The sequence below is a fragment of the Streptomyces sp. CA-251387 genome (assembly GCF_050936625.1).
GTDB lineage: Bacteria > Actinomycetota > Actinomycetes > Streptomycetales > Streptomycetaceae > Streptomyces.
On the sequence record NZ_JBNJMJ010000001.1, the window covers coordinates 5126540 to 5150607 of the forward strand.

Here is a 24068-nt window from a genome sequence, read left to right on the forward strand (position 1 = left end):
GGAATCGGGCTCTGCGTCGCAGGGGCCGCGGGTTTGGTCTTGGGGGGCGTGCTGGACGTCGACGCCGCGGATCCCTGGGCGAGCGTGGCCGGGGGAGCGGCGGGATTGCTCGGGCTGGCGGTGACGCTCTACGCCCTCCTCGGACCGGCGTCGGCACCGGCACCGGCGCCCACTGCCTCCGTGACCGCGAGCGGCACGCGGTCTGTGGCCGCGGGGGGCAGCATCGGGGCCGTGGCCACGGGGGACGGGGCGTCCGTCGTGACGCCGCCCACGATGCCCGCTCCACCGACCCGGCCGGCGAACGGGCCGGTCACCGCCTCGGGGGAGCGTTCCGTCGCGGCCGGTGGTGACATCGGTTCGGTGTCGACGGGAGACGCGTGACCGGGTCCGCGAACAGGGTTGAACCCCGGGAATCACAGATCCCCCATCGGTAACCTCCCGCTGCCGTTTGGGCGCGATCAACGGTCCGGTGCGGGATGCTGGGGCGTATGAAGGGGGAGCACACGGACGCGTCGGGGGAGCGGGCGGTCGCGGCGGGGCACTCGATCGGCATGGCGTTCACGGGGGACCACGCCGCACCGACGTTCGTGGAGAAGGCGTTGCCGCCCCTGCCCGCCGAGGCCTTCGAATTGCCGCCGTGCACGTCCCCGATGGTCCACCTGCCCGTGAAGACACGACAATTCGTCGGCCGTGAGCGGGAACTGGCGGCGCTGGAGCGTGCGTTCGAGAACGCGGTCGGTGTGGTGGTGCGGGCGGTGCACGGGCTCGGCGGTGTCGGGAAGTCCACGCTGGCCGCGCACTGGGCGGCGGGGCAGACCGGTGCGTTCGACGTGGTGTGGTGGATCACGGCGGAGACGGAGGCCGACCTCGACGCCGGCCTGGCCGACCTCGCCGTCGCGCTCCAGCCCGCACTGGGCGACGTACTGTCGCGCAAGGCGCTGCGTGATCTGGCGGTGCGGTGGCTGTCGGCCAACACGGGCTGGCTGCTTGTCCTGGACAACGTGTCGGCCCCGGCGGACGTGCGGTGGCTGCTGGGGCGGGCGACGGGCGGCCGGTTCCTGGTCACTACGCGGCAGGCGGCGGGCTGGCAGGGAATCGCGGAGACCCTTTCCCTGGACGTGCTGGAGCTGCCGGAGGCCGTTGAACTGTTCGAGCAGGTGTACGGCGGACCGGTCGATGGAGTCGAGGAGCTCTGCCGCGAGCTGGGATGCCTGCCCCTGGCGGTGGAGCAGGCGGCCGCCTACTGCCGGGAGGCGCGGATCACGCCGGGGAACTATCACAGACAACTCGCCGCCCATCCCGGGCAGATCCTGACCAAGGCTCCGGAAGGCGGGCGCACCATCGCCAGGGTCTGGCGCGTGACGCTGGACCGGCTGGCGGACACTCCGCTCGCCGGGCACATCCTGCTGATCATGGCCTGGTGGGCGCCGGACGGGATACACCGCTCGTACCTGGAGCCGCTCGCGGGTGGCAGTCCGCCTGACGTGACGGAGGCGCTGCGGCGGCTCGCCGCGCACAGCATGATCACGCTGCACGACGACGGCACGCTCTCCGTGCACCGGCTCGTGCAGGCGGTGGCGAGGGCGGAGGACCCGGAGGATCCGCACCGGAGTCCGGAGCGCGTGAGGGCGGCCCGTGACCTGGCGGCTGTCCTGCTGAACGCTCGGGCGGACCGTGGGCACCTCGCCTGGGGCTGGATCACCCATGCGCAGACCCTGCTCGGCCATGTCGCTCCGGAGGAGGAGACGGAGCAGATCGTCCTGCTGCTGTGCAACATGTCGGTGTGGTTCCCGGAACTCGGCAAGACGGCGCTGGCCGCCAGGGCGGCGACAGCCGCCGAGCGGGTGTGCGGGGAACGGCACAAGGTGACGTTGCTGGCGCGGGAATACCTGGCCGGGGCGTACGAGAAGGCCGGGGAATTCGATCGCGCCCTCACCCTGCTGAGGAAGAACGTGTCCATCACTGTCCGTATGAACGGGCGCAAGCATCCGGACACGTTCCAGGCCCGTGCCCGGCTGACCCGCCCGATGCTGATGAGCGGTGATCTCAAAGGAGGGCTGGCCTGGGCCGAGAAAACCGTGCGGAGGGCCGAACGGCACTTGGGCGCCGCCCACGAGGTGACGCTGGAAGTCGCCCAGGTGCTGGCGGGGGCGTGGGTGACGCTGGCCGAGGCGGACCCGGACCGGTATGCCTCGGCGGCCGTCGCAGAAGTCGAGCGACGGCGGATCCAGGCCATCAGGGCCGAGGGCGAGGACGGCAAGATCGCCTGCTTCATGACCCTGCACCTCAAGGAGCTTCATGAACTCAGAGGCGACATCCGCCAGGCGCTCGCGATGGCGGAGGCACTGGTCGTGAGCGCCGGCCGGCACTACGGCGAACTGAACGCGCTCACGCTCAGCGCCCGTATGAGCCATGTCCATCTTCTGATGCGGATCGGCGAAGGCGAACGCGTCCGAGAACTGGCGGGACCTCTCATCGCCGACTGGGAGCGGGTCTTCGGCGCCAGTGAGGCCTCTGCGCTCCTGTCCGAGATCCTTAACGCCGCCGGGCTGCCTCCGAACGACGACGACCCCACCGGGGGCGTGGGCTCCCCACCTGACCAGCAGGACCGCCACCGTCACCAGCCTGCCCATGACCAACAGCAGGACGGGCGCGGGTAGTTGATCCGCCGGCCCCAGCAGCAGAACCAGCGCCGGTACGGTGACCAGGGCGAAGCCCACCCCCGTGAGCCACTGGACAGTGGAGCCGAGCAGCACGATGGCTGCCAGCAGTAAGTCGCCCGCCATGGTGTAGCCCACTACACCACCCCTTCGGGAGCCCACTCCCTCGTCGCTGGCCTCGGCGGACGGGATCGTTGATCTCGCAAGGTCAACGGCCCGGCCCTCCCGGCCCCGTCCCGAAGGAAACCGTCATGAAGGCCCTCCTCTCCTCCCGCCCCGTCCTGTGGTTCCTCTTCCTCTTCAACGCCGCCGTCGCCGCGGCCGCCCCGTTCGTCGTCGACGGCACGCAGGGCAACATGACCGGCGTCGGGATGGGCGTGGTGTCGCTCGGTGCCGGTGGCGCGCTGCTGCGCGGCGGCAGGAGGGCCACCGCGTAACCGTACGGCCACCGCGCGCGAATTGGGCGAGCCCTTTCCCTGGGCTGTACGTCCCCTGCACGGGCCCTAACCAGTGCCACGCGAATCTGGAGTCACTTCCACCGCACAAGCCGCGGACGGAGGAAAACCCCAGGTCAACCCACCCGCACTGGAGATGCAATGACTCGTAGGGCAAGCAGGTCCATCAGCAAGCGCGCAGCCATTGTCACCGCCACCGCGGTGGTGACCGTCGGCACCGTCGCCGCCGGTGCCGCGGTCGCCGGTCCCACGTGGGGTGCGGGCAAGCCCGCCGAGAAGCAGATAGCCGGGCTGTTCGACAACTGGAACAGAGCCCTGCAGACCGGCGACCCGCAGAAGGTCGCGGACCTCTACGCGAGCGACGCGGTGCTGCTGCCGACCGTGTCCAACAAGGTCCGCGCCGATCGCGCCGCCGTTGTCGACTACTTCGAGCACTTCCTGGCGAACAAGCCGGTCGGCAAGAAGATCGAGTCGCATGTGAACGTCCTCGATGCGAACTCCGCGCTCGACGCCGGTGTCTACCAGTTCACCCTCACCGACCCCGAGACCGGCGAGAAGAACGTCGTCAAGGCCCGCTACACCTACGAGTACGAGAAGCGGAACGGCGAGTGGCTCATCGTCAACCACCACTCCTCGAAGATGCCCGAAGGCTGATCGTCACCTTCAGCCCGCCCCCGGGAGCGTCCCCGAGCGTCACGGTCCCGCCGTCGTCCGTCACCAGCTGCTTGACGACGGCGAGGCCGAGACCCGAACCGGACTTCCCGGTCAGGCCCTGGCCGCGCCAGAAGCGGTCGAAGGCGCGGGACTTCTCCGCGTCCGACATCCCGGGGCCCTCGTCGAGAACCGACAGCACCACTTCGTCGCCCTTGGGCTCGATCCGGACGGTGATCGTGCCGCCGTCCGGTGACACCTCCAGGGCGTTCGAGAGCACGTTGTCCAGCACCTGGTCCAGATGACCGGGGCCGGCCAGCACCAGCAGCCGGCCGTCGGCACTCCCCCTGAGCGCGATGGTGACTCCGCGCTCGTCGGCGGCCGGCCTCCACACGTCCAGCCTCTCCCGCACGATGTCCCACAGGGCCAGCGGCTCCGCCGCCGTCACCTTCGCCTCGGCCCGGGCCAACACCAGCAGTCCGCTCACCAGGCGGCTCATCCGGACGACCTCGGCCGTGGCCTGTTCGACGTCCTCCCGTACGAACTCGTCGTCGACGCCGTCCGAGATGTTGTCCAGGGACAGGCGCAATGCCGTGAGAGGAGTGCGCAGTTGATGCGAGGCGTCCGCCACGAAGATACGTTGCGAGGCGACCAGCGTGTCCAGGCGCTCCGCGCCCTGGTTCAGGGTGCGGGCGAGGGTCTGGGTCTCCGGCGGGCCGGTCACCGGGGAGCGCGCGGTCAGGTCGCCGTCGCTGAACTTGCTGGCCATGGCGTTGAGTTCGCGCAGCGGTGCGGTGATCCGGCGCGCGGCGTACGCGCCGATCGCGGCCGCCGCCGCCAGGACGAGCACGGCCAGGCCGGCCCGGAAGCCCCAGATCTGCCACAGCCGCCTGGTCATGTCCGAGGTCGAGTACACGATCCGCACGGCCGCGTCCCCCTTGGCGGGTACGGTGACCGTCAGGTGCTGGCCCCAGATGAAGTCGGAACCCCAGTCGGTCGTCGGCTCGTTCTGCTCCACGGCCCGGGTCAGCGCCGCGTCTGCCGCGGGCTTCGGCAGGTCGGGTTCGCAGCTGCCGGTGGGGGTCACCTCGACGTCGCCGGGTGTCTTCTCGCTGTACGCCCTGGCCACCTCCGTCAAGGCGTCGCACGAGGTGTCGTTGCCGTTGCCCAGCAGCAGCGCCATCGTGTTGGCCTCGCGCAGGACGGACAGCTTGGTGTCGTCCCGCAGCTGTTTGGTCAGCGTGAAGGCGACCGGCACGGTGAACAGGAGGATGGCGACCGCGACGAGCAGGATGTAGCTGCGGATGAGCTGGCGGTTCATGAGGCGTCACTGGCTCCGGCGATCTCCAGCCGGAAGCCGACCCCCCGGACCGCCTCGATCGTGATCGCCCCGGCGAGCTTGCGCCGCAGCGCCGCCACATGCACGTCCAGCGTCTTGGTCGGGCCGAACCAGTTCGCGTCCCAGACCGCCTCCATGATCTGCTCGCGCGACATCAGCGCCCCGGGCTCCTCGGTGAGGAAGGCCAGCAGGTCGTACTCCTTGGGCGCGAGGGCCACCTCCTCGCCGTCCAGGCGGACGCGGGCCGCCTTGCGGTCGATGGTGAGGCGGGCGCCGTAACGGTCCGGGCCGGCCTCGGCGGCAGCGGCGGGCGTGCGGGGCTGCATACGGCGCATGACCGCTCGTATCCGCGCGATGACCTCACGGACCCCGAACGGCTTGGACACGTAGTCGTCCGCACCGAGCTCCAGCCCGACCACCCGGTCCGTCTCGTCGCTGCGCGCGCTGATCACGATGATCGGCACGTCGCCGCGCTCGCGCAGCGCCTTGCAGACGTCGAGGCCGTCGGTGTCGGGCAGACCGAGATCGAGGAGTACGACGTCGTAGGGGTCGTCGTGGCACAGCGCCGCGGCACCCGTGGTGACCCACGCCACCTCGAAGCCGTAGCGCAGCAGTCCTCGCCGGAGCGACTCGGCGACCGGTTCGTCGTCTTCCACCAGCAGTACGCGCACAGGCGAACCATAGTGGTTGAACTTTAAAGACGACCGGTCGCCGAGCCAGCGGGTGATCAAGGGGCGGATAAACGGCTGTTACCGCATTCATTCGCCCCGCGAGACCGCTACCACAGCATCGGCAGCCGCTCCGGGATCCGCTTCATGAACCCGGTCCGCCACACCAGCTGCTCGATCGGCACCGCCAGCCGGAGTTCCGGCATCCGCTCCAGCACGGTCCGCAGGGCGATCTCCGCGTGCTTGCGGCCGAGGGCGGTGGCCGGGCAGTAGTGGCGGCCGCCGCCGAAGGAGAGGTGGGCGGTGGCGTTCTCGCGGCCGAGGTCGACCGTGTGGGGGTCAGGGAAGGCGGCCGGATCGAAGTTCGCGCCCTCGACCAGGACCAGGACCAGTTCGCCGGCTTTCACCTCCACGTCGCCCAGCCGTACGTCCTCCAGGGCGAGGCGCGGCAGGCCGTCGCCGATGGAGAGGTTGATGCGCAGGAGCTCGTCCACGGCCGCCGGGATCTTTCCGGGGTCCGCGACCAGCTCGGCCTGCAGGTCCGGGTGCTGGATCAGTGACACCAGCGCCATGGTCAGGAAGCCCGAGGTGGAGATGACACCCGCGCCGAACATGGTCACCCCGACCGTCGCGAGCATCTCGTCGGTGAGGTGCGCGTACTCGGGGTCTCCGCGCAGGACGGCCAGCTCGCCCATCAGGCCCATCGTCGTAGGGTCGTCGAGCCGCTCGGTCATATAGGCGATGTCCCGGTCCCAGTTGAGCCGGGCGCCCGTGACGGGGCAGGCCGAGTTCATGAACGCGATGTCCAGGCTCCGCATCAGCTTGGGCGCGTCCGCCGGCGGGATGCCGAGGATCCGGCAGTGCATGCCCGCCGAGTACGGGTCGGCGAAGCCGCCGCGCAGGTCCGCCGGGGCGCCCTCGGCGATCAGCCCGTCGACGAGCTCGGCGGCGTAGGACCGCAGCCACTGCGCCAGGCCGGGGCTCTTCGGGTTGAGTGCCTTCAGTACGGCCTTGCGCAGCCCGGCGCCGGTGATGTTCCCCATGTTGTTGACGACCTCGGGCGGGATCGTCAGCGCGTACTGACGGGGGACGCCGGGGGCGGAGGTGTCCTTGAGGCTGAAGCGCGGGTCTTCGAGGACCTGCTTGCACAGGTCGTACGACGACACGAGCCAGGCCTCGTCGCCGGCGATGGTGCGCACGCGCCGTACGGGGGTGTTGGCGCGCAACTTCTCCACTTCTTCCGGGAGTTGGTCGCCACGCCAGGAGAACGGGAAGTCGATCAGGTCCTCAGTGAGCATCGGTGGCCCCCTCCGTGCCGGTGCCCTCGGCGGGCGTGACGATGGCGTGTCCCTGGTTGCGGGAGGCGCGCAGGCCGGCGCCCCGGGCGTAGAGCAGCTCGGCCATCGGCAGGAGCTGGTGGTAGCAGTTGAGGGAGGAGGGGACGTCGAGGATGGCGGGCGTGTCGAGGAAGAGGGGCGCCTCGGCACAGACGTAGGCGAGGCAGACCTCGCGCTGTGCGTCGGTCACCTGCCCGGTCCTGTCGGCCAGGAAGGAGTCGACGAGCTTCTCGCAGGTCGTGCGGAACTCGTCGTCGGTGGTGAGGCGCGCCTGGAGGTGGTCGTGGATCTCGCGGTACGCCCGGTTGCCGCGGAAGTCGGACATGGCGTGGGCGCGCAGCCGGGCGCCGCCGGGGTCGACGGCCGCCACGGCGCCGAGGACCTTCGCCCGCACACCGCGCAGGTTCTTCACCGCCTTGCGGCGCGCGTCGTCGGGCGGATAGCCGGACGCCGCGTACATCTCGGCCACGTACAGATCCGTGTACACGAAGTCCACCCGCCCGAAGAGGGCGAGGCCCCAGCGGGCGAGGTCGTGGACCCGGCGGGCGGAGAAGTAGCTGTTGCCCGGGGAGACACCGATGACGGCGTGGTCGCCGGCGGTGCGGATCACTTCGCAGTGGGGGGTGAAGGGCCGGACCTCGAAGAGGTCGGCCGGAGAATCGGTTGCCGTATCGGCTTGGGTGACGTGCCGGATCTCTGAAGCGGTCACAGTCGTCAAAGGAGAGAAATCCTTCGCGTCGCAAGTCCCGATGGAGCCTTGTGCTCCTGGTGTGGCGACGACGACGCGAAGTTAGCGGGCGACTACGGAGAGCGTCAATGGTCGCCGGTCGGGCTCGGCGATCTTCCGTTCGCGAGGCTCGGCGGTCTGCCCAGTGACCTGCACCACTTCCCCGTATGCCTTCGTCCCCACCGGGCAGGGACCATCCGAGCGTCCGAATCTCACCATCTGGGAACCCCAAGGTCGTTTTCGGGCGCTCGGTAAACTGAGCCGACACACACGGACTGAGCGAGGAGCGCACGTGGGCCTTGTCGTGCAGAAGTACGGAGGCTCCTCCGTAGCCGATGCCGAAGGCATCAAGCGCGTCGCCAAGCGAATCGTCGAAGCGAAGAAGAACGGCCACCAGGTGGTCGTCGTCGTTTCCGCGATGGGCGACACGACGGACGAGCTGATCGATCTCGCCGAGCAGGTATCGCCGATGCCTGCCGGGCGTGAGTTCGACATGCTGCTGACCGCCGGAGAGCGTATCTCCATGGCGCTGCTGGCCATGGCGATCAAAAACCTGGGCCACGAGGCCCAGTCCTTCACCGGCAGCCAGGCAGGCGTCATCACCGACTCGGTCCACAACAAAGCCCGGATCATCGACGTCACGCCGGGCCGGATCCGGGAGTCCATCGACCAGGGCAACATCGCCATCGTCGCGGGCTTCCAGGGCGTCAGCCAGGACAAGAAGGACATCACCACGCTGGGCCGCGGCGGTTCCGACACGACCGCCGTCGCGCTCGCGGCCGCGCTGGACGCCGAGGTGTGCGAGATCTACACCGACGTCGACGGCGTGTTCACCGCCGACCCGCGCGTGGTGAAGAAGGCGAAGAAGATCGACTGGATCTCCTTCGAGGACATGCTGGAGCTGGCTGCGTCCGGCTCGAAGGTGCTGCTCCACCGCTGTGTGGAGTACGCCCGCCGCTACAACATCCCGATCCACGTCCGGTCGTCCTTCAGCGGACTGCAGGGCACCTGGGTCAGCAGCGAGCCGATTGAGCAAGGGGACAAGAAGGTGGAGCAGGCCATCATCTCCGGTGTCGCGCACGACACCTCCGAGGCCAAGATCACGGTCGTCGGTGTGCCGGACAAGCCGGGCGAGGCCGCCGCGATCTTCCGTACGATCTCCGACGCCGAGATCAACATCGACATGATCGTGCAGAACGTGTCCGCGGCCTCCACCGGGCTGACGGACATCTCCTTCACGCTCCCCAAGGCCGAGGGCCGCAAGGCCATCGACGCCCTGGAGAAGAACAAGCACGGCATCGGCTTCGACTCGCTGCGCTACGACGACCAGATCGGGAAGATCTCCCTGGTCGGCGCGGGGATGAAGACCAACCCGGGCGTCACCGCCGACTTCTTCACCGCGCTCTCCGACGCCGGCGTGAACATCGAGCTGATCTCGACCTCCGAGATCCGCATCTCGGTCGTCACCCGCGCCGACGACGTCAACGAGGCCGTCCGCGCCGTGCACACGGCCTTCGGGCTCGACTCCGACAGCGACGAGGCCGTCGTGTACGGAGGCACCGGACGCTGATGGCGGGCACGGAGTCCCGCCGGCCGACGCTCGCGGTCGTGGGAGCGACCGGAGCCGTCGGCTCGGTCATGCTCCAGATCCTCTCCCAGCGCGCGGACATCTGGGGCGAGATCCGTCTGATCGCCTCGCCGCGCTCGGCCGGCCGCAAGCTGGCCGTGCGCGGCGAGGAGGTCGAGGTGGTGGCGCTCACCGAGGACGCCTTCGCCGGGGTCGACGTCGCGATGTTCGACGTACCGGACGAGGTGGCCGCGCGCTGGGCGCCGATCGCCGCCGCCAGGGGTGCCGTGGTGGTGGACAACTCGGGCGCTTTCCGGATGAACCCGGAGGTGCCCCTCGTCGTTCCCGAGGTCAATCCGCATGCCGTACGGATGCGGCCGCGCGGGATCGTCGCCAACCCCAACTGCACCACCCTCTCCATGATCGTGGCGCTGGGCGCCCTGCACGCCGAGTTCGGGCTGCGCTCCCTGGTGGTGTCCTCCTACCAGGCGGTGAGCGGGGCCGGGCGCGCCGGTGTGGAGACGCTCCGGCAGCAGCTGTCCCTGGTCGCCGGTACGGACCTGGGGACCAGCCCCGGTGACGTACGGCGGGCCATCGGGGACAACACCGGGCCCTTCCCGGAGCCGGTCGCGCTGAACGTGGTGCCGTGGGCCGGGTCGCTGCGCGAGGACGGCTGGTCGTCGGAGGAGATGAAGGTGCGGGACGAGTCCCGCAAGATCCTCGGGCTGCCCAAGCTGCCGGTCGCGGTGACCTGTGTGCGGGTGCCGGTGCTGACCGGGCACTCGCTGACCCTGCACGCCCGCTTCGAGGGCGAGGTCACCGTCGCCAAGGCGCGCGAGATCCTGGCCACCGCACCCGGGGTCGTGCTGTACGACGACCCGGAGGCCGGGGAGTTCCCGACACCCGCCGATGTGGTCGGCACGGATCCGACCTGGGTCGGACGGGTGCGGCGCGCGCTGGACGATCCGACGGCGCTCGAACTCTTCGTCTGCGGCGACAACCTGCGCAAGGGCGCGGCGCTCAACACCGCACAGATCGCGGAGCTCGTGGCGGCGGAGTTTGCGTGAGGCTCCCCTGGCGCCGGAAATCTCCAGGGCCCCAGCAGAATCGTTTGTAGGATCTATGTGAAGAGTGTGAGCCGAACGATGGTCCGGACCACTTGATGCGGGCCTCTGCGGCAGCAGAAGATTTCCTCCCCGCCCTGCAACCGCTTGCAGGGCGGGGAGCGTCTTTGCGGTCGCCCTCCAGGGGCGTGGAGGCGCGTATTTCTGGCGTGGGGACGCCATGAGCAGGGCGTGGGGACGCCCGTTCACATGGACATAAGGGAAGAGCGGGTAGGCATGTGGGCGTTTGACGCACGGTCAGTTGTGCTGCCTGGCACGAGACGGTCGGCTCCGGGGGCCGGAGGGCCGGCCGCGGAGGTCAGAGGGTCGGTTGCGGAGGCCAGAGGGTCGGCTGCGGGGACTGACGCAAAAGTGACGTCCGGCACGTACAACCCTCGCGGGGGGACGTGTGTCCAACTGGCGTGGCAGAGGTACTCGACTTCACAGCGGCGACGCGCGGCACTGTGCTGCGCCCCCGCCGACCCCGCATGTCCGGCGCGCCCGGCGGCATGCCGGTGATCGCGCCCATGCCCGCAGCGCGGCCCGCCCGCATTCCCAGTCAGCGCGACGGCGCCGAGCATGCCGAGAACACCGCAGCGGCCGGAACGACCGTCGACCACCTCACCGAGACCTACCGGGCGCACTACCGCTCGCTGCTGGGGCTCGCCGCGCTTCTCCTCGACGACACCGCCTCCTGCGAGGACGTCGTGCAGGAGGCGTTCATCCGCGTCCACTCCGCGCGCAAGCGCGTCCGTGACCCGGAGAAGACGCTGGCGTACCTCCGCCAGACCGTCGTCAATCTGTCCCGCTCCGCCCTGCGCCGCCGCATACTCGGACTGAAGCTGCTGTCCAAGCCGATGCCCGACATGGCGAGCGCGGAGGAGGGGGCCTACGACCAGCTCGAGCGCGACTCGCTGATCCGGGCGATGAAGGGCCTGCAGCGGCGCCAGCGCGAGGTGCTGGTCCTCAGGTACTTCGCGGACATGACCGAGGCGCAGGTCGCCGAGACGCTCGGCATCTCGCTGGGGTCCGTGAAGGCGTACGGCTCGCGCGGCATCGCCGCGCTGCGGGTCGCCATGGAGGCGCCGGCATGAGCGCGGACAACGACGGGCGGCGTCATCTGCACGTCCCCCACGAGCACGAGCCGTCCGGGGGTCCCCCCACGCCTTTCGGGCAGTGGGGGAGGCACGGGGCGACAGGCCGCCCCGACAAGCAACAGCCGAAGCAATCGCACGCTGGGAACGGAACTGTGAACCACGGCCCCGAAGACCAGGGCCCCGAGGGGTTCGACTCGGACGAGCTGGCACTGCACCGCCTGCTGCACCAGGCGGTGCAGGAGATCGAGCCGCGCGACGGCACGCTGGACCATCTGCGGCGGGCGGTGCCCGCGAGGCGGGCGCGCAAGCGGCAGGCGCTGGTCGGCATGGCGGCCGCGGCGCTCTTCGTCGGCACCGCAGTCCCGGCCCTGGTCCACGTCTCCAACTCCACCGACTCCAGCGTCAACCCGGAGTACGCCGGCCACGGCGAGCAGGCGCAGGGCGGGGCCAGTCAGGGCAAGGAGACGGAGGGCGGCGAGAGCACCTCCGGCGGCTCCTCGGGCAAGACCGAGGGCAAGGGCAAGGGGAGCGAGAAGGAGGAGGACAAGGGCACCGGCACCGGTCCCGGCAGCGGCTCCGCGGGCTCCGGCGACTCCTCGGCGACCAGCCCGGCCGGCGTCGCCGCGTGTACCGCCGACCAGCTCGGCGGGGGTGGCACCACCGACGTTCCCGACTCGTCCAACACGGTGTACGGCACCTTCAGCTTCAGCAACATCTCCACGTCCGACTGCACGGTGAGCGGTCCGGGCGTGATCAGCCTTGTTGCCGGCGGGGCGGCGGACGGCGCGAAGATCACCGACCTCCGGCACGTCGCCGGCGACCCGGCGGCCGGTCTGCCCGACCCGTCCCTGGAACTCGCCTCACTCGTCCTCAAGCCGGGCGAGTCGTACCAGGTCAAGTTCGCCTGGGTGCCCTCGGAGGCCTGCCCCACGACGAGCGACCCCACCGGCGGCGGCACCGGCGGCCCCGACCCCACACCCACCCCGACCCCGACCGAGAACAACGCCGGCACGACGGACGGCACCTCCACGGGCGGCGACACCGGCACCTCCACCCAGCTGATGACGGAGGACACGACGGCCGACGGAAGCGTCACGGTCATCAGCACCTCGGCGGCGGGAACCACGGCTACGGTGGTCGTGTCGAACGCGTGCGCGGGCACCGTCTACTGGACGGGCGTGCTGGCGGGGGCGTAAGCCGCGGACGGCGCTTGCGAACGGCGCTTGCGGACGGCGCTCGCGGAGGAGCGGGCGCCGGCCGACGCGCGGTGGCGCTCGTCGGGTGCGGAACGAGGCGGCCCAAGGGCCGCGCAGCTCTATCGGCATCCGGCTCCGCCGAGCGTTCAGGCGTTCGCCCGCTCCTGCGGCTGCCCGTCGCTCGGCTCATCGGCCGCGGCCCGGTCACCCTCCCCGCCGTCGGCCGCGTCGTCCGGCGTCAGCCCCAGCTCCGCGTCCCGGGCGAACTCCACCTCGCGGCGCAGCAGGCGGAACCACATGAAGACGACGAAGCCCGCGAAGACGAACCACTCGCCGGTGTAGCCGAGGTTCTGGAAGGCCTTCAGGTCGAGGCCGGTGTCGTTGGCGGCGCTCGCCGGGACGGGCTTCATGCCGGAGTCGGCCTTGGTGAGGGTGATCCAGGCGTCGTAGACGTCGTACGACACCAGGTTCACCAGTGACGCCGCGCTGATCGCCGCCGTCTGGCCGGACGGCAGGCCACCCTGCGCGGGCACGCCGTTCTCGCCGGGCACCTCGGACGCCTGGAGCGCGCCGGTGACCGTGACCTCGCCGGTGGGTGCCGCCGGGGCCTCCGCCCGGTCGGCGGTGCCGGGCAGCCAGCCCCGTACGACCGGCAGGGCCTTGCCGTCGTCGGTGCGCAGCAGCGTCAGGACGTAGAAGCCCCGCTTGCCGTCCAGCTCCCGGTCCGGCACGAGCAGCTGCTCGCCGTACCGTCCGCGCGCGGTGACCTGCCGGCCGACCGTCGCCTTGTCCACGGGCAGCACCTCGGCGAGTGGACGGGCCGGTTCCTGCTGGTGCTCCGCGGCCTGCTCACCGGCGCTGCGGTGGTCCTCGACCCGCGCCTCGAACCGGCTCAGCTGCCACGACCCCATGAACACGCAGAAGGGGATGGCGAGCAGTACGAAGACGTTGATCCCCCACCAACGGGGCGTCAGCAGAAACCGGTACACGCCCTCAACGGTACGGGGCTCCCGCGGAGGGCCGGGTCGCGGGGTCCGTACGGCTCAGTGAGCGAGATGCCCGGCCTGGCGGCGGCTCGCGGAGTTATCCACAGGCTGGGGGCCGCGGCAGCGGATTGTCGGTCGGGCCAGGCACTATGGGGCCATGACTGAGAGCCACGGGTCCGATTCGCGGGATCACCACATGCAGGACAAGGACATGCCGGACTGGGAGAAGCGCTTCCGGGCGCCCCGGGTGTCGCTGCCCGACTGGGCGGAGGACGCACCGGACCGCTCCTTGTTCGTGTCGAACGCCACGGGGACGTACGAGCTGTACGCCTGGGACCGTTCGACGGGGGAGCAGCGCCAGGTGACCGACCGGCCGAACGGCACGACGGACGGCGTGCTCTCCCCGGACGGCGCGTGGATCTGGTGGTTCGACGACAAGGACGGCGACGAGTTCGGCGTCTGGCGCCGCCAGCGCTTCGACGGCGGTGAGGACGAGCTCGCGGCGCCCGGCCTGGACCCGTCGTACCCGGCGGGCCTCGCCCTGAGCCGGGACGGCCGCACGGCGATCGTGGGCCGCTCCACGGACGAGGAGGGCACGACGATCCATCTCGCCCGCACCGGCGAGCCCCCGACGGAGATCTACCGTCACCGCGAGTCGGCGGGCGTCGGCGACCTCTCGCACGACGGCACGCTGATCGCCATCGAGCACACCGAGCACGGCGACGCGATGCACTCGGCCCTGCGCGTCCTGCGCCCCGACGGCACGGCGGTCGCCGAGCTCGACGACACCAAGGGCGGCTCCGAGGAGCTGGGCCTGGAGGTCCTGGGCTTCGCTCCGGTGGACGGCGACGCGCGTCTGCTCATCGGCCACCAGAGGCGCGGCCGCTGGGAGCCGCTGGTGTGGGACGTGGCCACGGGCGAGGAGACGGACCTCGGGCTGGAGCTGCCCGGTGACGTCAGCGCGGAGTGGTATCCGGACGGGACCGGTCTGCTGATCGCGCACAGCTTCGAGGCGCGCAGCGAGCTGTTCCGGTACGACCTGGCCGCGCGGGAACTGGTGCGGATCCCCACCCCGGCGGGCACGGTGTCGGGGGCGACGGCCCGGCCGGACGGCAGTGTGGAGTACCTGTGGTCGTCGGCGGCGGAGCCGTCGGCGGTGCGCTCGACGACGGGCCGGGTGGTGTTGGACCCGCCCGGCATGAAGTCCCCCGGCTCGGTCCCGGTGGAGGACGTGTGGGTGCAGGGCCCGGGCGGCCGCATCCACGCACTCGTCCAGCGACCGGAGGGCGTCGAGGGCCCGCTCCCGACCGTCTTCGACATCCACGGGGGCCCGACCTGGCACGACAGCGACGCGTTCGCGGCGGGCCCGGCGGCCTGGGTGGACCACGGATACGCCGTCGTACGGGTCAACTACCGAGGCTCCACCGGCTACGGCCGCGCCTGGACCGACGCCCTCAAGCACCGGGTCGGCCTGATCGAGCTGGAGGACATCGCGGCGGTCCGGGAATGGGCGGTGACGTCGGGCCTGGCCGACCCCGACCGCCTGATCCTGACCGGCGGTTCCTGGGGCGGCTACCTCACCCTGCTCGGCCTCGGCACCCAGCCCGACGCGTGGACGCTGGGCATCGCGGCGGTTCCGGTCGCCGACTACGTCACGGCGTACCACGACGAGATGGAAGCGCTGAAGGCCATGGACCGCACCCTGCTGGGCGGCACGCCGGAGGAGGTGCCCGAGCGTTATGAGGCGTCGTCCCCGCTGACGTACGTCGACCAGGTCAAGGCCCCGGTCTACATCTCGGCCGGCGTCAACGACCCACGCTGCCCGATCCGGCAGATCGACAACTACGTGAAGCGGCTTCAGGCCCGGGGCGCCGTGCACGAGGTGTACCGGTACGACGCCGGGCACGGATCCCTGGTGGTGGACGAGCGGATCAAGCAGGTGAGGCTGGAACTGGACTTCGCGGAGCGCCACTTGAAGGCCCGTTCCCGTCCCTGAGGCGCGGGTGCATAGGATCGCCGGCATGCCACTGCGACCTGTGATGGTGAACATCAAGGCTGTTGATGCCGCGGCGGTCGGCCGGTTCTGGGCGGAGGCGCTCGGCTGGAGTGCCTACAGCCCCGGCGTGACGACCTATGTCGGCCCCGCCGGCGGCCTCGTCTGGCCTGACCCGGTCGCCGTCGGCATCGACGTCGTTCCCGTCCCGGAACCCAAGACGGCAACCAAGAACCGTGTGCACCTCGATCTCGCCACCACCTCGGCGGCCCATCAGGCGGAGTTGGTCGCGCGCCTGAAGGCTCTCGGTGCGCGGCCCGCCGACCTGGGCCAGGGCAAGGTTCCGTGGACGGTCCTCGCCGACCCGGAGGGCAACGAGTTCTGCGTGCTGGAGCCCCGGGAGATCCACCGGGACACCGGGCCGATCGCCGTGGTGGTGGTCGACTGCGCGGATCCCCGGGCCATGGCCCGGTTCTGGGGCGAGGCGGTGGACTGGACCCTGCATGAGGTAACCGACGATCATGCGGTGCTGCGCTCCGCCAAGGGGGTCGGCCCGTACCTCGAGTTCCTCCGCACGCCCGACGTGAAGACCGTGCCGGACCGCGTCCATCTCGACCTGCTGCCGTACTCCGGTGACGACAAGGCGGCGGAGGTGGCCCGGCTGCGGGCGCTTGGCGCCACCGACCTCGACGTCGGCCAGGGTGACGTCCCGTGGACGTGTCTGGAGGGCCACGAGTTCTGCGTCCTCGCGCCGTCCTGACGCGGAGCCTTTGGTTCTAAGCGCCCGCCCGCTCCCGCGACCGCCTCCCCAGCAGTTCCGCAAGCCCCCTCCGCGTCGCCGCCAGCACCACCCGGTCGTCCTTCTGAAGGACGTACGAGTCGGGCAGATACCACACCCACCCCGACACCCCGTCCGCCCGCGACTCCTCGTACGCCTCCTCCGCCGCAGGCTCCTCCCGGCGCTCCTCACGCCGTCCCTCCGGTGGTGTCCGATCCAAGGCCAGGACCCGCCAGGCACCTGCCCGGAAGGCCTCGCCGACGGTCTTGTCCTCCAGTTGGGGATGCCCGGCCACGTCCACCGCCGCGAAGAGCAGCACCCGCCGCTCCACAGGAATCGCCCCGAGGATCTGCCGCCCCATCATCGCCCCGGCGAAGGCGGGCGCGGCCAGATGAGTCACGCTCCGGCTGCGCGTGGACGCATGCGGGTGCGCGGCGCGCAGGGTGCGATAGACGGCGGTGGCGAAGTCGTCGTCGTACAGCCGCAGGACGACCCGCAGATCGGGCCGCACGGAGCGGGCGTACAGCGCGGCCTCGAGGTTCGTCGTGTCCGCGCTGGTCACCGCGAGCAGCGCATGCGCCCGGTGGATCTTGGCCGCCTCCAGGACCCCTTCCTGAGTGACGTCCCCGAGCACGACCGGCACCCGCAGCCGCCGCGCCGTCGCCAGCCCGCGCGCCTCGGGGTCGGCCTCGACGCACACCACGGGAATGTTCAGTTCCCGCAGCCTGGTCAGCACCCGGGTGCCGATCTTGCCCAGCCCGAGCAGCACCACATGGCCACCCAGCCCCCGCGGCGGCTTGCGCAGCGCGGACGCGGAGCGGAACGTGCCGAGGGCTTCCAGCACCGCCGCCAGCAGCACCGGAAGCAGCAGCAGTCCGACCAGCCCGGACAGGAGCTGGAGGATCTGCCGGGCCAGGGGCTGGTGGAGCGCGGGGTCGTTGATGGCGAAGAGGTCGAGGAGGGTCATGTACGTCGCGTACAGCGGATGTTCGCCGGTCACTACCGTCAGCGCCACGGCCAGCGCCGCCACACAGCCCACCAGGCCCGCCAGCGACCACCGCAACCGCCGTGAGAACAGTGAGGCGAACGCCGGTACGACGCCCCGCCCGGCGCGGTTCGACGGCATCGACGGGCCCGCGTACGACACCTGTTCCAGGACGACGGTCCCGCGCGCCCCGGCTCCCCGCACCGCCGTCGCGTCCGGCAGCAGCTGCGGGCCATGTTCCTCGCCGCCCTCCGAACCGTTCGCTCCGGCCGGGTCGTTGCTGGACAGCAGGGCCAGCGTGGCCAGCCCGGAAGGGGGTGTCTGCCCCGGGCGCGGGGGCGGCCGCTCCACCGCGCGCAGCAGCAGGCCGTCCGTCTGGACGACCTTGGTGGTACCGGCGACAGCGGTGGCGGCCAGCGCCGGGGCGGCCGTGTCGGCGTCGGACAGGACGGTCGTGGAGGCGTCCAGACCGGCGTCTCCCACGCCTGTCGCCAACGCGGCCGCCTGGTCGAGGAGTTCCTCGATGTGCTGGCCCAACCGGCGGTTGTAGAGCCGCAGGACGAGCCGGAGGCGGGGGTTGAGGCGGCGGGCGGTGAGGGCGGCGCGGATGTTGGTCTCGTCGTCGTCATAGACGAGGGCGAGCGCGTCGGCCCGTTCCACGCCCGCTTCGGCGAGCTTGGCCTCGGTGGCCTCGGCGGCCTCCACCACCCGGATGCTCCCGGCCGGTTCACCGGCGCCGCCGGCACCGCCGCCCGCCCGGTTGACGGCCGCGTTCACCATCCGGTCGAACAGCGCCGCCGACACGGCCCGGGCCCGGCCTACGACCGGCGGCCGTTCCGTGCGCTCGGCGGGCGGCACGACGAGCGTGACCTGTTCGCCGTACACCCCACGCAACTCGGCGGCCAGCCGGTGCGCGAGCCCGTCGTCGCCGCACACGACCATGTGTGCGGCCGCGTCACTCCCTAACCCCTGATTCGGAACCGTCGCCACAAGGGGAAAGACTGCCTCAATGTGACGGGTGGTTCCACCAGCGCCCCTTCGCAGCTGAACGCCCGTGCCCGTCCAGCCGTACTGGAGGGGAGGGAAACCAGCGCCCTTCCGCACCACCGGAGGTACCTCGCCCGTGGCGATCACCAAGACCGTCCCGCAGCGGACCGACGACCGCGGGGAACCGGAACCGGCGAGGCCGCAGGAGGAAGACCGGCGCCTCAACTCCGCTCTTCTGCTCACCATGCTGATGCTGAGCCTGGTGCTCCTCCAGAGCCCGATCCGCCGCGCGCTCTCCGCGCCGGTGATGCAGAGCTGGACGACGGTGTTCGTCGCGGTGATGGTCCAGGCGCTGCCCTTCCTGGTCCTCGGCGTGCTGCTCTCGGCGGCGATCGCGGTGTTCGTGCCGCCGTCCTTCTTCGCCCGCGCCCTGCCCCGCCGCCCCGCCCTCGCCGTCCCGGTCGCCGGAGCGGCGGGCGCGGTGCTGCCCGGCTGCGAGTGCGCGTCCGTGCCGGTGGCCGGGGCGCTGGTCCGGCGCGGGGTCACCCCGGCCGCGGCACTGGCCTTCCTGCTGTCGGCCCCGGCGATCAACCCGATCGTGCTGACGGCGACGGCCGTCGCCTTCCCCGGCAACCCCGAGATGGTCCTCGCCCGCCTGGTCGCGAGCCTGCTGGTGGCCTGCGCGATGGGCTGGCTGTGGCTGCGCCTCGGCCGTACCGACTGGCTGCGCCCCCAGTCCCGCGCGTCCCACGACGGCCAGACCAAGGGCGAGGCCTTCTGGGACTCCGTCCGGCACGACGTGATGCACGCGGGCGGCTTCCTGGTGGTCGGCGCGATGGCGGCGGCGACCCTCAAAGCGGTGGCTCCGGAGAGCTGGCTGCGTGTGGCGGCCGACAACCCGGTGCTGTCGGTGCTCGCCCTCGCCGTCCTCGCCGTGGTGCTGTCGATCTGCTCGGAGGCGGACGCGTTCGTGGCGGCGTCCCTGTCGCAGTTCTCGCTCACGGCCCGGCTCACCTTCCTCGTCGTGGGCCCGATGATCGACCTGAAGCTGTTCGCGATGCAGGCGGGCACCTTCGGCCGCGCCTTCGCCCTGCGCTTCGCACCGGCCACCTTCGCGCTGGCCGTGGTCGTGTCGGTGCTGACCGGGTGGGTGATCCTGTGAACCGCCAGGCCCAGTCGGCCGTCCTGTTCCTCCTCGGCGCGTCCTTGCTGCACGCGGGCACGACCGACCTCTACCTGCGGTACGTCAAGCAGGGCCTGCGCCCACTGGTGCTGGTGTCCGGCGCGGTGCTGATCGCGGCGGCGGCGGCGACGATCTGGTACGAGCGCAAGCCCGCCCGGCGGGAGCGGTACGGGGCCGGTCGGGAGGCGGGTGGGTGTGAGGCCGATCGGAACACGGGCGGGCGTGAGGCCGATCTGAACACGGGGAAGCGGGAGGCCGACCAGAACACGGGGAAGCGGGAAGCCGATCAGGACGCGGGCGAGGACGTCCACGCCCACCACGAGCCCGGCGTCTCCTGGCTCCTGGTCCTTCCCCTCTTCGCCCTGATCCTGGTCGCCCCACCGGCCCTCGGCTCCTACAGCGCCACCCGCACGGGCACCGCCCTCCAGGAACCCGTCGCCTACCCCGCCCTCCCCGCCGCCGACCCCCTGCCCCTCAGCGTGGTCGACTACGCGGGCCGTGCCGTCTACGACCACGGCCGCACCCTGCGCGACCGCCGGGTCCAGCTCACCGGCTTCCTGGCCCTGGACCGCGACGGCACCCCCTACCTCGTCCGCATGGCCCTCAACTGCTGTGCCGCCGACGCCCAGCCGGTGAAGGTCGCCCTGACCGGCCAGGTCCCGCCGGTCCTCCAGCCGGACACCTGGCTCCGGATCACCGGCACCTACACCCCACGCCGCAGCAAGGACCCGGTCAACGGCGGCCCCATCCCGTTCATTGAGGTTACGGAGGCGAAGCCGGTGGCGGCGCCGAAGGACCCGTACGACGAGAGCTGGAACAACTGACGCCGACGGGGCCCGACATGCCTGGTCGTCAACCCCCGCGTACCCCTGTCGCCCGAGGGGTAGGGGGCCGCTGTGGGGGAGCAGGTCCAGGGACTGGAAGCGGCGCGGGTCGCCGAGATACTGGTGCGGCGGCCGGGCGGACTGCCCGGTCGACGCGGTTCGGGATACCGGGTGGGCGAGGCGTGCGTGCTGACGGCCGCTCATGTCGTGGCGGGCCCGGTGGCATCGGTCCGGGTGCGCTTCGACGCGGACCGGCCGGGAGAGTGGAGCGCGGACGCCCGTGTCGTGTTGTCGGCCGAGTCCGCCGACGTCGCACTGCTGGAGCTCACCGGCCTCCCGAGACACCTGCCCCCGGCCGACCCGCCCCGCTACGCGGCGGTGCCCGAGACCGATGTGACCCTGCCGTTCAGCGCGATGGGCTTCCCCCGCTTCAAGCTCCGCGAGGACACCGCGCACCGCCTCGACGACGGATCCCCCAGCCAGTACCGGGACTCGTGCCATGTCTCGGGCACGGTCTCCGTCCTCTCCAACCGCCGTGCGGGCACGCTGGAGCTGGCCGTCGTCACCCCGCCCGCCGATGTCGAACCGGAACGCTCGCCCTGGGAGGGCATGTCGGGTGCCGTGGTGTGGTGCGGCGGCTGTGTGATCGGTGTGGTGAGCGCCCATCACCGCTCGGACGGCCTGGGCAGGCTCGCGGCCGGGCGAGTGGAACGCTGGTACGACGCGCTGGCTCCCGCCGAGCTGGAGTTGCTCCAGCGCTACGGCGGACTGCCCCCGCGGAGCGCGCTCGCCCTCACCGACGGCGCTCCCGACGCCCACCCGGTCCCCGCCCTGGCCGCGCTGCCCACGGATCTGCCGCTGCGTGAACTCACGGAGCTCGTCGACGCCCTGACGGCGCTTCCGATGCTGCGCGGCGGAAGCGGGACGATCCTCCTCCTGGAGAGCATCGACGCCCGGATCGCCGCCCACAGCCCTCGGGACCCCAGGCCGCGGATGGACGTGTACGGCATCGTGCGCACCTGCCTGCGCTACCCGGGCACGCTCGACCAGCTCCTGGAGGCCGTGCGTCTGCTGGAGGGGCCGTCGCCGGAAGTGGAACGCGTGGACCGTGCGGCGGCCGGACTCGCGCGGCGCAACGGGTGACGCCGGCGTGCTCGCGGCAGGCACTCGACGGACCCGACGGCGTGGGCCATTGGCTGACTTGATGTAGTGGCGCGGCCGGGATACGGGGTTTCGACATGTGCCCTGCTGGGTCATCATGGTTGAGGCACCGACAGCGCTGACTGGTAGGTACGGGAGGGGACTTGGCAGCCGTGGAGCAAACGATGCCTGCCGTCGAGTCCGGTCTCGTCGATCTCTCGGGGGTCTCTCTTGAAGCGCTGCGCTCCATGGACGGCACCGTCTTCACGGAGTCGCTGGAACAGCTGCTGCACCACATCGACGGCCCACAGTCCATCACGGTGTCGTTCAACCCGTCCCGCTTCGACTGAGGCTGCCGAGGCGACCGGGGTGACGTGGGGGACCCGTGGCCGTTGACGCCACGACGACGGGGGACCGGCTGCCGTTCCACCGGCTCTCGGCAGAGGGCCTTGCCGCGCTCGCACGCGGCGACGGCGACGACGCGGTGGTGGAGGAACTGCTGGGCGCCGAGCGCAGCCGCCGTCTTCTGCTGCTGCGGGCGCTGGACGGCGGACTGCCGCCGCACGAGGACCTCCCGGTGCCGTACGCGGAGGCATGGGCCCTGCTGGCGCGTGTCCAGCGGCACGCGCCCGACGCCTTCGAACAGGTCCTGATGTCCCCGGGCACCGGCATGTGGGTGTCCCTCGCGGTGCGCCGGCTCAGGGGCCAGGTCTACGAGGACGCGCCGCTGTGGGTGATCGTGGGGCACCTGGCGGCGCTCGCCGCCGCTGCCGGAGCGCGGGCCGGACTGGACTTCTCGATCACCGTTCCGGTGCGCCGGGGGCTGGTGCCGCTGCCGACCCTGGGATGCGCCGTGCTGCCGGAGAGGGAGCAGCCGGAGAAGGAGCACCCGGAGAAGAAGCACCCGGAGAAGAAGCTGCCGGAGAAGGAGCAGTGGAGCACGGCCCGGGTCGTGGGACGCGGGGGCCGGCTGCGGATTACGGCCGGGCACGATGAGGTCGAGGTCGCGCCGGGCTGGGACCGGCGCGGGCCGGGCTGGTTACCGGTCCGCCGGGTGGAACTCGGCTGCGGGGACCATGCGAAGTCGCTCGTGCTGGAGGAACTGGACCCCTATCGGACGTTCCCCCGCCCGAGCGAGCCCCGTCCGCTGTCCACGGCGGAGGCGGAGCGCTGGGAGTCGCTGCTCGCGGGAGCGTGGGAGGTGCTGAGGCGTGACGAGCCGGAGAGCGCCCGGGGGATGCGCCCAGGGCTGATGTCGGTTGCTCCCACCCCGGCAAGAGAAAGGTTTCGGCCGCACAGCAGCACGGCCGGAGACGCGTTCGGCGCGGTCACGGCGTCCCGTCCGGACGACCTCGCGCAGCTCGCCGCCACGTTGGTGCACGAGTTCCAGCACACCAAGCTGGGCGGTCTGATGCACCTGGGCCCACTGCTCGCGCCGACGGCGGACGATCAGCCGGAAGAGCTGTTCTACGCCCCCTGGCGCGACGACCCCCGTCCGCTGGGCGGCTTGCTGCAGGGCATCTACGCCTTCTTCGGAGTCACCCGGTTCTGGCGCACCCACCGGCACACCGCCGACGCGGCGTACGCCCCGCTGGCCCATTTCGAGTTCGCCCTGTGGCGCACCCAGGTGTGGTCCACGCTGAAGGAGGTCCGCGGGCACCAGCGGCTGACACCGGTGGGTCGCCTTGTCCTGGAGCGTCTGAGCGAGCGCTGCGCGTCGTGGATGACCGACGAGGTGCCCGCGGCCGAGCTGCGGCTCGCCGAGGACGTCGCCCAGGACCACCTGGCCCGCTGGCGGGCCCACCACCTGCGACCGCCCGCCGCGGCCGTCGAGGACGCCGTTCAGGCCTGGCAGCGCGGCGAGGCCCGACCGCCGGCCGCCCTCGCCGAAGAGACCGTACTGGCCCCGGACACCGAGGTCCGGTTCCTGGACAGCGCGGCCGTCCTCGCCCGGCACCGGCTCAGCGAGCCCGAGGGACCCTGGCGGCACACCGCCGCCCGGTACGGCGCGGACGCCGGGGGCGTGGACGGCGCCGAAGCGGCCGACGTCCTGCTGGCCTGCGGTGACCTTGCCGGAGCGCGGGCCGCCTTCGCCGCCCGGCTGACCGGCAAGGGGGCACCGGTGGCCGCCTGGGTCGGCCTCGGGCGGGCCCTGGCCGGCGACCCGGCCCACGCGGCCGCGTCCCGCCTGCTGCTCGGCTTCCCCGAGCGTGCCCGAGCCGTGCAGGACGCCTTGGAAACGGCGACGGGACAGGGCGCGGACCCTGTCACCCTGGCGACCTGGCTGGCCCACCACCCGACCTGACCGGAGTGGCACGGCACACACGGCCGCGAACCTTTCCGGCGCCCCGCGCCGTGTTGTGGTCGTCGCCTACTGGCTAACGTCCGCGCG

The 24068-nt window shown here is 71.6% G+C and carries 21 protein-coding genes and 1 pseudogene; 15 read left to right on the forward strand and 7 right to left on the reverse strand.

The genetic code is table 11. The features are described 5' to 3' along the window. Positions 1-48: 48 nt before the first annotated feature. Both ACQEV2_RS22930 and ACQEV2_RS22935 read left to right on the forward strand, forming a co-directional pair. Positions 49-381 (forward strand): hypothetical protein, encoded by a 333-nt coding sequence (locus ACQEV2_RS22930; protein ID WP_433044538.1) that lies wholly within the window; start codon positions 49-51, stop codon positions 379-381. Positions 382-650: 269 nt separating this feature from the next. Then, positions 651-2660 (forward strand): tetratricopeptide repeat protein, encoded by a 2010-nt coding sequence (locus tag ACQEV2_RS22935; RefSeq protein WP_433054705.1) that lies wholly within the window; start codon positions 651-653, stop codon positions 2658-2660. Here the strand turns inward: ACQEV2_RS22935 and ACQEV2_RS22940 are convergent. After that, positions 2577-2786, reverse strand: a pseudogene (locus ACQEV2_RS22940) (sulfite exporter TauE/SafE family protein); the annotation flags it as partial. The gene ACQEV2_RS22935 and the pseudogene ACQEV2_RS22940 sit on opposite strands and share 84 nt — an antisense overlap. 125 nt (positions 2787-2911) lie before the next feature. Here ACQEV2_RS22940 and ACQEV2_RS22945 point away from each other — a divergent pair. Both ACQEV2_RS22945 and ACQEV2_RS22950 read left to right on the forward strand, forming a co-directional pair. Continuing rightward, the gene (locus ACQEV2_RS22945) at positions 2912-3097 is read left to right on the forward strand and encodes a hypothetical protein (protein ID WP_433044541.1); all 186 of its coding nucleotides are present in this window, start codon (positions 2912-2914) and stop codon (positions 3095-3097) included. A 159-nt stretch (positions 3098-3256) separates the two neighbouring features. Continuing rightward, complete coding sequence (locus ACQEV2_RS22950) at positions 3257-3769, forward strand: SgcJ/EcaC family oxidoreductase (RefSeq protein ID WP_433044544.1); 513 nt, start codon at positions 3257-3259, stop codon at positions 3767-3769. Here the strand turns inward: ACQEV2_RS22950 and ACQEV2_RS22955 are convergent. From ACQEV2_RS22955 to ACQEV2_RS22970, 4 genes are all read right to left on the reverse strand, one after another. Continuing rightward, a complete protein-coding gene (locus ACQEV2_RS22955; RefSeq protein ID WP_433044547.1) occupies positions 3735-5087 on the reverse strand; it encodes a sensor histidine kinase in 1353 nt (450 codons plus the stop codon). The two genes, ACQEV2_RS22950 and ACQEV2_RS22955, sit on opposite strands and share 35 nt — an antisense overlap. Then, the gene (locus ACQEV2_RS22960) at positions 5084-5776 is read right to left on the reverse strand and encodes a response regulator transcription factor (RefSeq protein WP_433044550.1); all 693 of its coding nucleotides are present in this window, start codon (positions 5774-5776) and stop codon (positions 5084-5086) included. Before ACQEV2_RS22960 ends, ACQEV2_RS22955 begins: the two co-directional genes overlap by 4 nt. 107 nt (positions 5777-5883) lie before the next feature. After that, positions 5884-7071, reverse strand: a complete 1188-nt coding sequence (locus ACQEV2_RS22965) for a cytochrome P450 (RefSeq protein WP_433044553.1) — start codon at positions 7069-7071, stop codon at positions 5884-5886. Then, on the reverse strand, positions 7061-7819 hold the full coding sequence (locus ACQEV2_RS22970; RefSeq protein WP_433054707.1) for a tRNA-dependent cyclodipeptide synthase: 759 nt from the start codon (positions 7817-7819) through the stop codon (positions 7061-7063). Before ACQEV2_RS22970 ends, ACQEV2_RS22965 begins: the two co-directional genes overlap by 11 nt. A 310-nt stretch (positions 7820-8129) precedes the next feature. On the opposite strand from ACQEV2_RS22970, the gene ACQEV2_RS22975 reads away from it, so the two are divergent. The 4 genes from ACQEV2_RS22975 to ACQEV2_RS22990 all read left to right on the forward strand — a co-directional run bounded on the left by ACQEV2_RS22975 (position 8130) and on the right by ACQEV2_RS22990 (position 12800). Then, positions 8130-9407 (forward strand): aspartate kinase, encoded by a 1278-nt coding sequence (locus ACQEV2_RS22975; protein ID WP_433044556.1) that lies wholly within the window; start codon positions 8130-8132, stop codon positions 9405-9407. Continuing rightward, entirely contained in the window at positions 9407-10471 is a 1065-nt protein-coding gene (locus tag ACQEV2_RS22980; RefSeq protein ID WP_433044559.1) for an aspartate-semialdehyde dehydrogenase, read from the forward strand. The genes ACQEV2_RS22975 and ACQEV2_RS22980 overlap by 1 nt, the downstream gene beginning before the upstream one ends. 458 nt (positions 10472-10929) lie before the next feature. After that, on the forward strand, positions 10930-11601 hold the full coding sequence (locus tag ACQEV2_RS22985; RefSeq protein WP_433044562.1) for a SigE family RNA polymerase sigma factor: 672 nt from the start codon (positions 10930-10932) through the stop codon (positions 11599-11601). Positions 11602-11756: 155 nt separating this feature from the next. Then, positions 11757-12800, forward strand: a complete 1044-nt coding sequence (locus ACQEV2_RS22990; RefSeq protein ID WP_433044565.1) for a hypothetical protein — start codon at positions 11757-11759, stop codon at positions 12798-12800. A gap of 146 nt (positions 12801-12946) precedes the next feature. Here ACQEV2_RS22990 and ACQEV2_RS22995 read toward each other — a convergent pair whose 3' ends face one another. Then, on the reverse strand, positions 12947-13789 hold the full coding sequence (locus tag ACQEV2_RS22995; RefSeq protein ID WP_433044568.1) for an SURF1 family protein: 843 nt from the start codon (positions 13787-13789) through the stop codon (positions 12947-12949). Positions 13790-13943: 154 nt separating this feature from the next. Between ACQEV2_RS22995 and ACQEV2_RS23000 the strand changes: the two genes are divergently transcribed. Both ACQEV2_RS23000 and ACQEV2_RS23005 read left to right on the forward strand, forming a co-directional pair. Next, positions 13944-15782: a prolyl oligopeptidase family serine peptidase gene (locus ACQEV2_RS23000; RefSeq protein ID WP_433044571.1), complete on the forward strand. Its 1839-nt coding sequence runs from the start codon at positions 13944-13946 to the stop codon at positions 15780-15782. A gap of 25 nt (positions 15783-15807) precedes the next feature. Next, positions 15808-16539 (forward strand): VOC family protein, encoded by a 732-nt coding sequence (locus ACQEV2_RS23005; protein WP_433044574.1) that lies wholly within the window; start codon positions 15808-15810, stop codon positions 16537-16539. Between the two features lie 16 nt (positions 16540-16555). Here the strand turns inward: ACQEV2_RS23005 and ACQEV2_RS23010 are convergent, their stop codons facing one another. Continuing rightward, entirely contained in the window at positions 16556-18484 is a 1929-nt protein-coding gene (locus tag ACQEV2_RS23010; protein ID WP_433044578.1) for an NAD-binding protein, read from the reverse strand. A 181-nt stretch (positions 18485-18665) separates the two neighbouring features. Between ACQEV2_RS23010 and ACQEV2_RS23015 the strand changes: the two genes are divergently transcribed. The 5 genes from ACQEV2_RS23015 (at position 18666) to ACQEV2_RS23035 (ending at position 23981) form a co-directional block, all read left to right on the forward strand. Beyond that, complete coding sequence (locus ACQEV2_RS23015; protein ID WP_433044581.1) at positions 18666-19691, forward strand: permease; 1026 nt, start codon at positions 18666-18668, stop codon at positions 19689-19691. After that, entirely contained in the window at positions 19688-20536 is an 849-nt protein-coding gene (locus ACQEV2_RS23020) for a TIGR03943 family putative permease subunit (RefSeq protein WP_433044584.1), read from the forward strand. The genes ACQEV2_RS23015 and ACQEV2_RS23020 overlap by 4 nt, the downstream gene beginning before the upstream one ends. A gap of 72 nt (positions 20537-20608) precedes the next feature. Continuing rightward, a complete protein-coding gene (locus ACQEV2_RS23025; protein ID WP_433044587.1) occupies positions 20609-21679 on the forward strand; it encodes an effector-associated domain 2-containing protein in 1071 nt (356 codons plus the stop codon). A gap of 182 nt (positions 21680-21861) precedes the next feature. After that, entirely contained in the window at positions 21862-22026 is a 165-nt protein-coding gene (locus ACQEV2_RS23030) for a hypothetical protein (RefSeq protein WP_433044590.1), read from the forward strand. Positions 22027-22061: 35 nt separating this feature from the next. Beyond that, on the forward strand, positions 22062-23981 hold the full coding sequence (locus ACQEV2_RS23035; RefSeq protein WP_433044593.1) for an HEXXH motif domain-containing protein: 1920 nt from the start codon (positions 22062-22064) through the stop codon (positions 23979-23981). Positions 23982-24068: the final 87 nt, after the last annotated feature.